This is a genomic window from Salinispora oceanensis (genome assembly GCF_000383575.1).
In the GTDB taxonomy this organism is placed as follows: Bacteria; Actinomycetota; Actinomycetes; order Mycobacteriales; family Micromonosporaceae; genus Micromonospora; species Micromonospora oceanensis.
The window spans coordinates 3,344,382-3,357,659 of the sequence record NZ_KB911579.1 but is presented as its reverse complement, the minus strand read 5'-3'; the positions used below and the strand labels follow the sequence as shown (position 1 = coordinate 3,357,659).

The following is a 13,278-nucleotide window of genomic DNA, read 5'->3' as shown; positions in this document are numbered from 1 at the left end:
CAGCTGAGCGGTATGGAGATAGTCTACCCGCACCGGCCGAACCACTCTCGCCGGGGGCAGTCACTTCGGGGCGGGACAGCCCACCCACGGCGGCCACACCGCGATGCGAGGCAGACCCGGCCCCGGGTGCGGGGCACACCCAGTCTGGAAGTGCACGGTGAAACTGGTCCGGAGAACGGAAAAGCCCGCCCCGACAACGGGACGGGCTCACACCGCTTCTGTAGCCCCGACCGGATTCGAACCGGCGCTACCGCCTTGAGAGGGCGGCGTCCTGGGCCGCTAGACGACGGGGCCAGAACCTAATACTTCCCACCCAACGGGTGGGAAGCATTCCACCGGAGGCGGAACCTCCGCTGGAATCCAGCGGTCACGACTCAACCGAGCCGAGACAGCGCTGGGGTACCAGGACTCGAACCTAGACTAACTGAACCAGAATCAGTCGGGCTGCCAATTACCCCATACCCCATCGGCGCCTTGCAGCGCCGGGCACAAACATTACCCTCCTCCCGCCGCAGGGCCAAATCGCCCCCGACAGAACGCCCTTGAGCAGCGGAAACCTCGCATCGGATCAGCTGGCCGGCAGCACCGGGTTGGTCAGCTCACCGACCCCCTCGATCCGCACGGTGACCGTATCCCCATCCACGAGCGGGCTAACCCCGGCCGGGGTGCCGGTCAGGATCACATCACCGGGAAGCAACGTCATCACATGTGAGACGTACGACACCAGGGCCGGCACGTCGAAGACCATGTCCCGGGTCCGGCCCAGCTGGCGGACCTCCATCTCCTCCGGATCGCGACCCACCTCACACCGGATCTCCAGATCGGCGACGTCGAGGCCGGTGGTGATCCAGGGACCGATCGGGCAGAACGAGTCGAAGCCCTTGGCCCGGGTCCACTGTCCGTCCGCCCGCTGCAGGTCCCGCGCCGTGACATCGTTGGCGCAGGTGTAGCCGAAGACCGCACGGGCAGCGGCGGCCCGGTCGGCCCGCCGGGCTCCGGGCGCCCCGATCACCACGGCCAACTCGGCCTCATGCTCGACCTGCTTCGACAGCGCCGGCAGCCGGATCGCGTCCCGCGGCCCGATCACCGAGGTGGACGGCTTGAGAAAGAGCAACGGCTCCTGGGGCACCTCCGCGCCGTGCTCCGCCGCGTGCTCGGCGTAGTTACGGCCGACGCAGACCACCTTGCTCGGCAGGATCGGCGAGAGCAGACGGACGTCGGAGAGGGCCCACCGGGCACCGGAGAAGGTGATCCGTCCGAACGGATGCCCCTCGACCTCAGCGATGGTCAGCCCCTGCGGACCCGCCTCCGGCTCCCCCTCAACGACTCCGAACGACATTCCCTTGGTATGAGCGAAACGAGCGATACGCACCGGGCCAATCTATCCCCGACCAGGTGCGCGGGTGCAGCCGCAGGTCGGATGCCGCGTGGCGCGCCGCGCAGCCTACGGCATCACCGCCCGACAGGGACCGGCTTCGCCACTTCCTACCGCCCGGCGTGACACCGCCCTAACGTCGGCTCCGGAGGTTCGTTCGTATGCCTGCATCGACACGACACCACAGGGCCCTCGCAGTGTTCGTCTACTGCCTCGGCGTCCTCGCCGCCGTGCCGGTTCTACCCGGCCCGGCCGCCGCACAGCCGCCGGCCGCCCGACCACCGGCCCCGCCCGCGGCAGCCACGGCACCCGCCGGCCAGCCATCCGCCGAGGCCTCCGCAGAGCCGGACCGACCGTCTGCGCCGCCGGCGCTGCCGAGCCCGACCCAGGCGGCGGCCCCACCACCGAAACCGCCGGTCACCGTAGCGGTGGCATCGGAGAATACCGCCGCGCCGAGCTACCGGATCCAGGTCCGCAACGACGGAAACCGGCCGATCGCCACCACCGTCCGTCAGGAGCTTCCGCCGGGTACCTCGGCAACCTCGATCACCGACGGCGGCCGACCCAGCCACCACGACGGCACAGCCGGAACAGAGGTCACCTGGGACCTGCGGCTGCCCGCCCGGAGCACCACCACGCTCAACACCAAGCTCTCCGCGCCACCGGATACGCCCCTGACCGCGCCCGCCTGCGCGTTCGCCGCTGGCGGCGAGCGCCCGTACGACTGTGCGACGGCGACCTGGCGGTCCGCATCAACGCCGGCGGCGGCCGAGCCGGAACCACCGGTGTGGCAACGGCCAGCGGCCCTCCTCACCGGCCTCGGTGGACTCGCCGCGTTCGCCGTCGGCGGCTGGTGGACCTGGCAGCGACAGCGACAGCGACAGCGACGGCGACACCGAACCCAGCTCCCGCCGCCCCACCACGGGGGACGCGGGACCATCTATCCGCGACCGGCGGCACCGACCGCTCCGGCACGCCGCCGCCGGCCCTCGACCTGGCTGCTCGTCCCGGTCGCCGCGGTGTTACTGGCTTCCACCGTGGGCGCGGCGACCTGGACGGCCACCCGGAAGGCTACTGCCGTGGACACCGACTCCCATCCCACCAGCGGCGCCTGGCTCGGCACCGGAGCCGCCGGGGCGATCGGGGAGCCGCTCCGCGAGGCGGCGTTCGAGTTCACCGTCTACCGGATCAGCTGCCAACCAACCTCGACAAGGCACACCTGCGCGGCGACGGTCGGGGTCCAGAACCGCACCCCGGAACAGCAGACCTGGTACGGCCCCCTCCAGCGGGCGTACCTCGCCGACGGCAACTTTGTCGGTACCGACGAGCAGGCGACCCGCCGGGCGAACCAGGGCCGCGACGTGTTCGCCAAGCCACTGGCCGGCGGCAGCCGAATGGTCCTCCCGCTGATCTTCAGCGTGCACGGCCAGCAGCCGCCGACCCAACTCGAGCTACGCAGTGGGGTGTTCTCCGCCGGGGTTCGGGTGGACGTGCCCTGACCTGCTACGCGACTGTGGCCGCAGGTTTACGGGACCGCTCGGCCTTACGGCGCAGCTGGGTGTAGACGCCGGTGAGGCCCATCGCCTTCCGCGCCTCGAAGACGGTCTGCCGCACCGCCCGCCGGGCGCGTTCCGTGCCCTCCACGATCAGTTCGTCGACTCGACCCCGGTCCGCCTCGTAGCGGGCGCGCCGCTCGCGCATGGGGTCAAGGAAGGCGTTCAACGCGGTCGCCAGCTTCTCCTTGACCTCGACATCGCCGACCTTGCCGCCGCGATACCGGCCCTTGAGGTCATCGACCTCCGCCCGGTTCGGATTGAAGACGTCGTGGTACTGGAACACCGGGTTCCCCTCAACCGTGCCCGGCACGTCGGCGCGTACCCGATTCGGGTCGGTGTACATGCCCATGACCTTGCGGCGAACCTCGGCCGGCTCGTCGGAGAGGGCGATGGCGTTGCCGCGGCTCTTGCTCATCTTGGCCCGGCCGTCGGTGCCGACCAGGGTGGGCGTCTCGGCGCTGACCAGGTCCGGGACGGGGAAAACCTCGCCGTAGAGATGGTTGAAGCGGCGGGCGATCTCCCTGGTGACCTCGACGTGCGCGGCGTTGTCCTTGCCGACGGGCACCACGTTGGCCTTGACGCAAAGGATGTCGGCGGCCTGCAGCACCGGGTAGCCGAGCAGGCCGTACGGCATCTCGTCCTTCCCGGCGTCCCGGGCCATCTCCTTGAGGGAGGGGACTCGTTCCAGGCGCGGCACGCTGACCAGGTTCTGGAAAAGGGTGTTGAGATCTCCGACCTCCTGGATCGCCGACTGGAGGTAGAACGTGGCGAAGTCGGGGTCGATCCCGGCGGCGAGGGAGTCGAGGACCATGTCGCGGGCGTTCTGGGTGGCCCGCGCGATGTCGTCCCGGGTGTTCTTGGTGGTCAGCATGTGCAGATCGGCGATGATGAAAAAGCTCTCGTAGCGCCGGTGCAGCTGCACCCGGTTGGCGATGCTGCCGACGTAGTGGCCGAGGTGCAGTTTTCCGGTGGGGCGGTCGCCGGTGAGCATCCGGGCAGCGGTCATGACGATGGGCCTTTCGCGGGAGTGACGGATCGTCGAGGCGTCTCGCCAGTCAGGCGACGGTCGCCTCGCCGATGCGATGGACCTGGGACGTCGTCGCCTCCCGCCATCGCGAGCCGTCACGGAACCGCAGCCCGCGGGCACGCAGCAGAGCGAGGATCTGGTCCTGCCGGTCCCCGAGACCGGTCCGGAGAAAGGTCGCCTCCGACCTCCCAGACCGCGGTCGGCACGCCTTCGTCTCGCCCCGACCCTCATCGAGGCTCGTCGTCGGCGTGCGGGGATGTGCCATGGAACCACCGTAGACGTTTCCGCTGATCAACTTCGACCTATCGTGAGGGTGACTTCCATCGACTCTCCGGGGTCGACTCAGTTGGCCGCGGCCGACGGCTCCGGCAGGTACGCCTCGTACTTCTTTTGGATCAACGAGTTGTAGACGAAACCCCAGACCCGGGTACCGCGGAAGGTCCAGACCCTGCCCGCCTTGACGTCCACGATGGTGGGCTGGCTCAGGACCGCGAAGCCGGACCGCTTGAGCCGGTAGGCCTTCTGGGTCAACGCTGTCGCGGCGGGATCCGCCGCCTCGGTCACGAGCACGGGCAGCACAATGATGCCTGTCTGCACACCGAGCCATCGGCCTTTTCGTTCCACTCCCAGCCCTACCGCGTTGTTGACGAAGAACCGCAGATCTCCCTCGTTAACCTGATCCTTCCTCGTGACGACCGTGAAAAAGTGAATCCTGGTCAAGGCCCGAAACTGGGCCCGGTAGCCAACCATCACGGAGTCAGCACCAAGGCGCTCATCAGTCACCGCACACCCGTCGGCCACCAGCCGTTGCCGAACTATCTCCACGTAGTCTGCTGGCGCTACCATTTCGCATCGGCCCCCTCGTTCCGCACCACCGACCGAGCATAGAAGGTTGACACCCGCCGGACCGATGTCCGCCTCACTTCAGAAGGCCACAGTTCCTACCTCGCGAGTTCAGCGATGTTCCGGTGGTCTTTCGGGAACAGCCTGCCGGCCAGGAGCCGATCGAGGCCCGGCACGCGCATCGCCCTGAATCCCCAGCGCCGGGCCAGCAGCTTGGCCGACGACGTCGGCAGGAACCACTCGGTGACCCGTTCTCGGGCCGCCTGCTGCGTGGCGCGGATGACCGGCCGCCAGCGACGCTCGTAGTCGGCCAGTCCCTCCTGGACGGACCCGGCGGCCTGCAGCCGCTCGGCCAGCAGGTAGGCGCCAGCGATTCCCAGTGAGGCACCCTGCCCGGCGATCAGGGACACCGCGTAGGCGGCGTCACCGACCAGCGCGACCCGCCCATCGATCCAGCGCGCGGTGTCGATCTGGGCGACCTGGTCGTAGTAGACCGCTTCCGGCGGAGGACAGTTGGCCACGGCCCGCTCCACCAGGTCGCCCATGCCGGTGTAGGTACGACGGAGCGTCGCACGCGGGTCCTCGGGTAGGCGGGCGTCGTCCGTGCGGTGCACGGTGAACACCGCGACCCGCCCGTCATCGAGCCCGTAGAGGCCCAGCTGACGGTGGAGCGTCTCGGTGAGCACGAACTGACCCCGAACCTGTTCGAACACCACGGGGTCCTCGAAGACGTACGCCGCAGTATGCATGCCAAGGTAACGAAGGTGGTTGCGCTCGGGGCCGGAGACGAGCGAGCGGACATGGGAGTGGATGCCGTCGGCGCCCACGATCACGTCCGCCTCCACAGCAGTGCCGTCGGAGAGCTCTGCCCGGTCACCGCTGATCCTGTCGATCGTGACGGCATAGCGGATGTCGACCTGGTCGTTGAGCGATTCACGGAGCATGCGTTCGAGGGCAGGCCGCATGATACTGGCGAATTCGCCGTCCAGAGCCCGGGCGAAGAACGTGTAGTCGACGCTGACAGTCGTCCGGCCACGGGAGTCGATGTAGCGAAAGGATTCGACCGAACTGGCGAACCGTCGAAGGTTCGACCGCAAACCCATCGCCGTCAGCGCCTCGTACCCCGGGCCAAAGAAGTCGATCATGTAACCCTGTTCGCGCGGCCCTGGAGCGTGGTCGACGACCTGAACCTCCCAGCCGTGGTGGTGCAGCCGGTGGGCGAGGGCCAGCCCGGCGATACCGGCACCGCAGATGAGGGCTTTCATCGCCGCTCTCCATCCTCTTCGGTGTTGGTGACTCGGCGCAGTAGCGGGGCGACCTGCTCCGCGGACAGGCCCGGGTCGAGGCCCTTGTGTAGGACGAAGCCGTCGAAGAGCGCCATTACCGCACTGGCGGCAGCTTGTGGGCTGGGATGTCCCGAGCGGGTGAGCGCTTCGGTCAGCGAGTCGCGAAAGTCGGCGACCAGCGCACTCATCCCCTGGCGCAGTTCGTGGTCCCGGGTGGCGGCGAGGTAGGTCTCGACGAAGAGCAGCGAGGCCGAATCGGCACCGTTGTACTGGTCGAGGTCGAGCAGCATCTGCTCGACGCCGTCGCTCGGGCTCGTGGCTTCGGCAAGGAGCGCCCTGGTGTCGTCGAGCATCCGTTGGACCTCAGCCAGTGCGGCGTGACGCAGCAGCGCCTGGAGCGAGTCAAAGTGGTAGTGCACCAGCCCGGAACGGACGCCAGCCCGCTCGGCCAGCGTCCGGGTACTGACGGCATTCCAACCGAGCTCACCGATCAGCTCCCGGGCGGCCACCAACAGGCGCGCTCGCGCGTGCCGGCCCCGTTCGATGCTGGTCTCACCCACGAAGCCCTCCTTGGGCGATCGCCTTGGACGTTTGACCAAATACTATCCGTGGCGCGCTGGGGCAGCAACCCTCGCCGCCCCAGCAGCCGGCTTCGTAGCGCAGCCTGGTCCGGTAGCGGCAGCGTGCGGCGCGGCCGCACCGCGGGAGGCACACCCGGGCCTAACAGCGGGGACGGTCGTACCCTGGGCAGGTGACAGCCACCCTCCCCGCACTCGGCACCGTGCTCGACCCGGCGACCTGGCAGGCCCGACGCCGGGCGCACCAGGAGCGGATCGACGGGTGGCTGGCCCCCCACCTGGCCCGCCGCCGCCGGGGCGAGAAGCATCCGGTGCAGGACTTCCTCTTCACCTACTACTCGTACCGGCCGGCCCGGCTCCGCCGCTGGCATCCCGGCGCGGGGGTGGTGCTGCGCGACGCGGACCCGGCCGACTTCGGGCCGGACTACCGCGCCAGCGCCGCCGGCGCCACCCTCGACACCCCGGCGGTACGCGCCCGGCGGGCCGACTCGATCACCTGGATCCGGACCCTGTTGGCGGCCACGGCCGGCCGACCGGCGCAGTTCGGCTGCTTCGGCATGCACGAGTGGGCGATGGTCTACCGGCAGACCCAGGACGAGGTCCGGCACAACGCCTGGCCGCTGCGGATGAGCCCGGCGCAGGTCGCCACCGTCGTTGAGGAGCGGGGAGTGCGCTGCAGCCACTTCGACGCGTACCGCTTCTTCACCGCGCCGGCCCGGCCGCTGAACCTCCTCCAGCCGACCCGGGACAGCCAGCACGACCTGGAGCAGCCCGGCTGCCTGCACGCCAACATGGATCTCTACAAGTGGGCGTACAAGCTCTCCCCGCTGGTGCCGTCCGAGCTGGTCGCGGAGTGCTTCGAGCTGGCGGCGCAGATCCGCACCCTCGACATGCGCGCCTCGCCGTACGACCTGGCCGCCCTGGGCTACCCCCCGGTTGCGGTCGAGACCGCACCGGGACGGGTGGAGTACGCGGCCGCCCAGCGCGGTTTCGCCGAACGGGCCGCCCGGCTGCGCACCCGGCTACTGGACTCGATTGACCGGTGCGACACGTAGTGACAGATGTGTTAACTTGACCGCCGCCGTGCATGACCACTGCCTGAGGAGGTGAGTCCGATCAACGCTGGAACAGGTCGGGACTCCCTCCCCCGCATGGCCTAGGGAGCGCCCGCACAAGGCACCCTCGAAAGGCCCATATCGGCATGTCCATTCGCGAGGAATTCTTCGCCGTCAACGGCGTTCCCGCGGTCCGGTGGACCGCGGAGACTGACCCCACCACCACCGCTCGTCCCCTGATCCTCATTGGCCACGGCGGTGGTCACCACAAAGCCCACCCCGCCGTTCTCCACCGTGCCCACCACTTCGTACGCGCCGGCTTCGCGGTCGTCTCGGTTGATGTCCCGAACCACGGCGACCGCCCGACCGACGACCACTACCAGCGCATGGCCACCGAGATCCGGACCCGCGCCGAGTCCGGGGCAGAGCTGGCCCCACTGCTCACCGCCTTCCATGCCCGGGTCGCCAAGCAGACCGTCGGGGAGTGGCAGGCCGTGCTGGACCACCTCGAATGCGGACCCGTCGGCTACTGGGGCATCTCGCTGGGCTGCGGGCTCGGCGTACCGTTCGTCGCCGCCGAGCCCCGGGTCCGCGCGGCGGTCCTCGGCCTGGGTGGAGCCGCGGCCCCGGCGCTCCGCGAAGCCGCCGCACAGATCACCGTACCGATCGAGTTTCTGGTCCAGTGGGACGACGAGCGAGTGCCCCGCGAGCAGAGTGTGACCCTCTTCGACGCGTTCGGCTCCGCCGACAAAACCCTGCACGCCAATCCGGGTCGGCACGGCGACCGGCTCCCCGAACACGAGTTGGACAGCGCGGTCCGGTTCTTCACCCGGCACCTTACGGCGCCGGTGACCGGCGTCGCCGAAGCGTCGCCGCCCACTGGCCGACCCGGCTGATCCGATCAGTCGCCGTCAACGCGGCGGTCCCGCTTGCGTTGGGACCGCCGCTTCTTCTCGGCCAAACGACGCTCCTTGGCGGCGCGGGAGGGCCGGGTCGGGCGACGACGCTTCGGCGGCGGTGCGATCGCCGCGCGGAGCAGCGCGGCCATCCGTTCCCGGGCGGCCTCCCGGTTGGCGAGTTGGGCACGGTGCTCGCTGGCGGTCACAGTGAGGACGCCGTTGACGAGTCGCCCGGCGAGGCGGTCGAGGGCCCGGGCGCGCAGCGGCTCCGGTAGCCCCGGTGAGGCGGCCAGATCGAAGCTCAGCTCCACCCGCGAGTCGGTCGTGTTGACCCCCTGACCACCGGGCCCAGACGACCGGGAGAAGCGTTCCCGCAGCTCGGCCTCGGGCACCACCCACCGATCGTGCACCCGCAGCCCACTGTCCACGCTTCCGAGGCTAGCGCCTGGGCCCCGGTGCGCACCGGGCAGGCCGGTACACCGGGCCGGCGGGGGCGTTCCGGGGTTCCGGCCCCGCCGCCCTCAGCCCCCCTTACCGATGATCGTGTCGGCGGTCTGCTGAACCTGATCGATGGGGATGGCGAAGCCGATCCCGATCGAGCCGTTGCCGTCGATCGTGGCGATCGCCGTGTTCACTCCGACCACCTCACCGCGCGCGTTCACCAGCGGCCCGCCGGAGTTCCCCGGGTTGATCGAGGCATCGGTCTGCACCGCCGTGTGCCGGTTGTCACCGAGGCGCACCTGCCGGTCTACGGCGCTCACGATGCCGGCGGTCACCGTGCCGGCGAGGCCGAGGGGCGAGCCCACCGCCAGCACCGGCTCACCGACCCGGGTCGTCCCCGGCTTGGCCAGCGGCAACGCCGTCAGCCCCGCGGACGACGGAATCCGCAGCACCGCGAGGTCACTGCGGGGCTCCCGGCCCGCCACCTCGGCGGCGAACCGTCGCCCGTCCGGCAACTCCACCGTCACCGAACCGCTTCCCCCCTTCGCCAGGATGTGATCGTTGGTGATGATGTGCTGCTGGTCGTCAACCGCGAAACCGGAGCCGGTCGCGGAGGCGCCATCGGCGCCATCGGCCAGCACCGAGACCACCCCCGGGACGGTCTGCTCGGCGGCGGTCACCAGCTCCGCCGGCACCGGCGCGGCCGAGGCGGCTTCCGCACCGGGCGACCCGTCCTGGCTCGCCACCAGGCCACCGGCCGCGGCGCCGGAGACACTGGAGATCGCCACCAGCGCCAACCCGAGCAGCAGTCGGTGCTGCCAACGGCGTGCCCCGCCCGCCCGGGCCGAGCCGGACTCGCCTGGCCACGGCCGCCCGTCCGGGCCTAATTCAGGCGAGATGAACCAGGGGCCACGCGGTTCGCCCAGCCCGCTCTGCACTGCCATACCCACGCTCCTCGTGTCGATCGGCCGCCTGCACCCAGCCACCCGGCGGGCTCAGGGCAGGCGGGAGAACCAACGCATTGAGCCGGCCGCCGCTCCCAGCGCGAAGACCAGGCTGAGGCCGATGAACCGGGCCGAGACGTCCTGCCGCTTGGTGCGGTACCCCACCGAACTGCCGATGTCGTCGTAAACCGCGCGCAACTCCTCGACGCTGACCGCCTCGTGGAACTGTCCGCCGGTCTCCCGGGCGACCGCGTCGAGGGTCTGCCCGTCAACCGGCACCTGGATCGGCCGGCCGCCCCGGTCCACGTAGCCGGAGGCGGTGCCGAAGGCGATGGTGTGCACGGGGACCTCCATCTCCACCGCGTCGGCCGCCGCCTCCATCGGGTCCATACCGGAGGTGTTGGCCCCGTCGGAGAGCAGCACGATCCGGGCCGGCGGCGGGTCCGTCGCCGCCTCCCCGTCCAGCGCCTTCACCGCTCCGAGCGAGGTGTTGATCGCCTCTCCGATCGCGGTGCCCTGCACCCCGGTCGCCCCCTCGAGCAGCCGATCGATCCCCTCGTCGAGCGCCTCCCGGTCGGTGTCCGGCGGCACCAGGACAGCGGCGCTGCCGGCGAAGGCGACCAGGCCCACGTTGAACTCGTCGGGGAGGCCGTCCACGAAGCGACGGGCCGACTCCTTGGCGGCGCTGAGCCGGTCCGGCTCCACGTCCCCGGCGAGCATCGAGGTGGAGACGTCCACCGCCACCATCACGGTCGCCCGTTCCCGGGGAACCCGCACCTCGGCGGTGGGTCGAGCGAAGCCGACCACCAGCAACGCCAGCATCGCCAGGAAGAGCCCGGCCGGCACGTGCCGGCGCCAGGCCGGTCGCTGTGGTGCCACCCGGTCCAGCAGCCGCAGGTTCGTGAACCGCACCGCGTACTGGCTCCGGCGGCGCTGCAGCAGAACGTAGCCGGCGACCAGTCCGAGCACGGCGAGCAGCAGCCACAGCCGGGTCGGCGACAGCCAGATCACCCGCCACCTCCCCTCCCGGCCGGGACCGGGACGGTCGCCAGCCGGCGTTGTTGGTGCACGTGCCGCACGATGTCGGCGACCCAGTCCCGGTCGGTCCGCAGCGGCAGGTGCGCCGCCCCGCCCCGGCGTAGCGCCTGGCGTACCTGGTCCCGCTGGGCGGCCGCCGCCGCGGCGTACCGCTGGCGCAGCCGGGGGTCGCCGGTCCAGACCTCCCGCCGCCGGCCGCTCTCCGGGTCCACCAGGGTGACCAGGCCAACGTCGGGCAGCTCCCACTCCCGCGGGTCGGTCACCTCCACCGCGAGCACCTGGTGCCGAACGGCGAGCCGCCGCAGGAGCTGTTCCCAGGGAGCGGGCTGCCCGGGCGATTCGGGCAGGCCATCCAGGAAGTCCGAGATCACCACCACGAGCCCGCGGCGGGTGGCCACCCGGCGGACACCGTCCAGCGCGGCGGCCAGGTCGGGGGGCGCGAGCGGCGCGGTGTCCTGGTCGTACCCGCCGTGCCGGGGAGCGGCCAACAACGTGCGAAGCAGCCCGAAGAGATGGGTACGGCCGCTACCGGGGGCGTGGCGGCGGAGCCCGGTCGGGGTGAGCACCGACGCGCCGAGCCGGTTGCCCACCCCGGCGGTGAGGAAGCCCACCGCCGCGACGGCGGCTACCGCGAGTTCCCGCTTGTCCAGCTCGGCCGTGCCGTACTCCATGCTGACGCTGGCGTCTACCAGGAGCCAGGTGGTGAGTTCCCGGTCGGCGTCGAGCTGACGCACGTGCGGCACGGTGGTCCGCGCGGTCACCGCCCAGTCCATCCGGCGGACCTCGTCCTCACCGGGCCGGTACTCCCGACTGCCGGCCGGTTCGCTGCCCGGCCCGGGGAGCAGTCCCTGGTACTGGCCGTGCAGCAGGCCGTCGAGCCGCCGGGTCACGGCCAGCTCGAGCCGGCGGAGCCGCCGGTCCCCGGCCAGGTCGGCCAGGCCGGGGTCCGGCGGCACCGGGCCCGCGGGCCGACCGCGCCACCTCACGCCGCCGCCAGGTGGGGCGCGGCCTCGGTCACCCCGGCGACCCGGGGCGGCGGTACCGCGTTGACCAGCCGGCGGATGACCGATTCGGCCGACACCCCGTCGGCGACCGCGTCGAAGGAGAGGACCAGCCGGTGGGCGAGCACGTCGGGCGCCAACTCGCGGACGTCTTCGGGCAGCACGTACTCCCGGCCACGCAGCAGGGCCTGGGCTCGGGCGGCGGCGACCAGGCCAAGGGTGGCGCGGGGGCTCGCCCCGTAGGCGAGCAGCGGGGCGACGTCGGGCAGGCCGAACCGGACCGGGTCCCGGGTGGCCAGGATCAGTCGGACCACGTACTCGGCGAGCGCGTGGTGCACGAAGACCCGGCTCGCCCGGGCCTGGAGGTCGAGCAGCCGTTGCGGGTCGAGTACCGGCTGGGGCGTCGGCCGGTCGCTGCTCATCCGGTAGAGGATGGCGAGTTCGTCGGCGTCGCTCGGGTAGTCCACCGTCACCTTCATCAGGAACCGGTCTCGCTGCGCCTCCGGGAGCTGGTACACCCCCTCGGACTCGATCGGGTTCTGGGTGGCCAACACCAGGAACGGCGCCGGGACCTCCCAGCTCCGCCCGCCGATCGAGACCTGACGTTCGGCCATCGCCTCCAGCAGCGCGGACTGCACCTTCGCCGGAGCGCGATTGATCTCGTCGGCGAGGACCAGGTTGGCCATGACCGGACCCAGCTCGACATCGAACGTCTCCCGGGATGCCCGATAGACGCGGGTGCCGACGATGTCGGAGGGAACCAGGTCGGGAGTGAACTGAATGCGGGAGAAGCTGCCGCCGACGACGGTGGCGAGGGTCTGCGCGGCGAGTGTTTTCGCGACGCCGGGTACCCCTTCCAGGAGGCAGTGTCCGTCGGCGATAAGCGCGGTGAGTAGGCGTTCCACGAGCTGGTCCTGCCCAACGATCACGCGCCGGACCTCGGCGAGAGTCTGTCGTAGCTCGGTGCCAGCTGTGTCGGGATCGACCGAGCTGGGCTCGGGGGCCAGGGTGTCCGAGATGTCCGTCACGGTGCTTGCTTCCCGCGCCAATCGTCAGCAAACGTCGGACTTACCGCACTGGATGTCCCACTAGCGACGATTCCCCTCGATACTGGACAAAACCAATGGAACGCTGAAGGCCTTCGGCAGCTTCGGGGCAGGGCGGAGGCAGAGCGGCGTGCCCTAGGCTGCTGTCGTGGCGGAAACAGGTACCCCCCGTCGGCGACCGACAGCAAC

General features: G+C 70.7%; 14 protein-coding genes and 2 tRNA genes. 3 read left to right on the top strand and 13 right to left on the bottom strand.

Translation table 11 applies throughout. From position 1 onward, the window contains the following. Nucleotides 1–221: 221 nt before the first annotated feature. The 3 genes from SALPAC4_RS0115680 to SALPAC4_RS0115670 form a co-directional block, all read right to left on the bottom strand. Nucleotides 222–294, bottom strand: a tRNA-Glu gene (locus SALPAC4_RS0115680). Nucleotides 295–394: 100 nt separating this feature from the next. Beyond that, a tRNA-Gln gene (locus SALPAC4_RS0115675) sits at nucleotides 395–466 on the bottom strand. Between the two features lie 102 nt (nucleotides 467–568). Continuing rightward, complete coding sequence (locus SALPAC4_RS0115670) at nucleotides 569–1,372, bottom strand: fumarylacetoacetate hydrolase family protein (RefSeq protein WP_080638620.1); 804 nt, start codon at nucleotides 1,370–1,372, stop codon at nucleotides 569–571. Nucleotides 1,373–1,536: 164 nt separating this feature from the next. Between SALPAC4_RS0115670 and SALPAC4_RS0115665 the strand changes: the two genes are divergently transcribed. Then, nucleotides 1,537–2,874 carry a hypothetical protein gene (locus tag SALPAC4_RS0115665; RefSeq protein WP_027644443.1) on the top strand — a complete coding sequence of 446 codons (1,338 nt, stop codon included), beginning with the start codon at nucleotides 1,537–1,539 and terminating at the stop codon, nucleotides 2,872–2,874. Between the two features lie 4 nt (nucleotides 2,875–2,878). Here SALPAC4_RS0115665 and trpS read toward each other — a convergent pair whose 3' ends face one another. The 5 genes from trpS to SALPAC4_RS0115640 form a co-directional block, all read right to left on the bottom strand. Next, nucleotides 2,879–3,937, bottom strand: a complete 1,059-nt coding sequence (gene trpS / locus SALPAC4_RS0115660) for a tryptophan--tRNA ligase (protein ID WP_019871129.1) — start codon at nucleotides 3,935–3,937, stop codon at nucleotides 2,879–2,881. 49 nt (nucleotides 3,938–3,986) lie between these two features. Continuing rightward, the gene (locus SALPAC4_RS0115655) at nucleotides 3,987–4,223 is read right to left on the bottom strand and encodes a hypothetical protein (protein WP_019871128.1); all 237 of its coding nucleotides are present in this window, start codon (nucleotides 4,221–4,223) and stop codon (nucleotides 3,987–3,989) included. 77 nt (nucleotides 4,224–4,300) lie between these two features. Continuing rightward, on the bottom strand, nucleotides 4,301–4,804 hold the full coding sequence (locus tag SALPAC4_RS0115650) for a hypothetical protein (protein WP_080640906.1): 504 nt from the start codon (nucleotides 4,802–4,804) through the stop codon (nucleotides 4,301–4,303). 95 nt (nucleotides 4,805–4,899) lie between these two features. Continuing rightward, nucleotides 4,900–6,066, bottom strand: a complete 1,167-nt coding sequence (locus SALPAC4_RS0115645) for an FAD-dependent monooxygenase (RefSeq protein WP_019871126.1) — start codon at nucleotides 6,064–6,066, stop codon at nucleotides 4,900–4,902. Beyond that, nucleotides 6,063–6,647, bottom strand: coding sequence for a TetR/AcrR family transcriptional regulator (locus tag SALPAC4_RS0115640; protein WP_019871125.1), 585 nt, complete (start codon nucleotides 6,645–6,647; stop codon nucleotides 6,063–6,065). Before SALPAC4_RS0115640 ends, SALPAC4_RS0115645 begins: the two co-directional genes overlap by 4 nt. Nucleotides 6,648–6,838: 191 nt before the next feature. On the opposite strand from SALPAC4_RS0115640, the gene SALPAC4_RS0115635 reads away from it, so the two are divergent. Together SALPAC4_RS0115635 and SALPAC4_RS0115630 are read left to right on the top strand one after the other, a co-directional pair. Continuing rightward, nucleotides 6,839–7,720: a hypothetical protein gene (locus SALPAC4_RS0115635; protein ID WP_019871124.1), complete on the top strand. Its 882-nt coding sequence runs from the start codon at nucleotides 6,839–6,841 to the stop codon at nucleotides 7,718–7,720. A 146-nt stretch (nucleotides 7,721–7,866) separates the two neighbouring features. Continuing rightward, nucleotides 7,867–8,616: an alpha/beta hydrolase family protein gene (locus tag SALPAC4_RS0115630; protein WP_019871123.1), complete on the top strand. Its 750-nt coding sequence runs from the start codon at nucleotides 7,867–7,869 to the stop codon at nucleotides 8,614–8,616. A 5-nt stretch (nucleotides 8,617–8,621) separates the two neighbouring features. Here SALPAC4_RS0115630 and arfB read toward each other — a convergent pair whose 3' ends face one another. The 5 genes from arfB to SALPAC4_RS0115605 form a co-directional block, all read right to left on the bottom strand. Continuing rightward, complete coding sequence (arfB, locus tag SALPAC4_RS0115625; protein ID WP_018220777.1) at nucleotides 8,622–9,047, bottom strand: alternative ribosome rescue aminoacyl-tRNA hydrolase ArfB; 426 nt, start codon at nucleotides 9,045–9,047, stop codon at nucleotides 8,622–8,624. A gap of 93 nt (nucleotides 9,048–9,140) precedes the next feature. Further along, nucleotides 9,141–10,004, bottom strand: coding sequence for a S1C family serine protease (locus tag SALPAC4_RS0115620; RefSeq protein ID WP_018729866.1), 864 nt, complete (start codon nucleotides 10,002–10,004; stop codon nucleotides 9,141–9,143). A gap of 51 nt (nucleotides 10,005–10,055) precedes the next feature. Then, nucleotides 10,056–11,015: a VWA domain-containing protein gene (locus SALPAC4_RS0115615; RefSeq protein ID WP_018218894.1), complete on the bottom strand. Its 960-nt coding sequence runs from the start codon at nucleotides 11,013–11,015 to the stop codon at nucleotides 10,056–10,058. Beyond that, nucleotides 11,012–11,998 carry a DUF58 domain-containing protein gene (locus SALPAC4_RS0115610; RefSeq protein WP_019871122.1) on the bottom strand — a complete coding sequence of 329 codons (987 nt, stop codon included), beginning with the start codon at nucleotides 11,996–11,998 and terminating at the stop codon, nucleotides 11,012–11,014. Before SALPAC4_RS0115610 ends, SALPAC4_RS0115615 begins: the two co-directional genes overlap by 4 nt. A 26-nt stretch (nucleotides 11,999–12,024) precedes the next feature. Continuing rightward, on the bottom strand, nucleotides 12,025–13,071 hold the full coding sequence (locus tag SALPAC4_RS0115605) for an AAA family ATPase (protein WP_019871121.1): 1,047 nt from the start codon (nucleotides 13,069–13,071) through the stop codon (nucleotides 12,025–12,027). Nucleotides 13,072–13,278 lie beyond the last annotated feature (207 nt).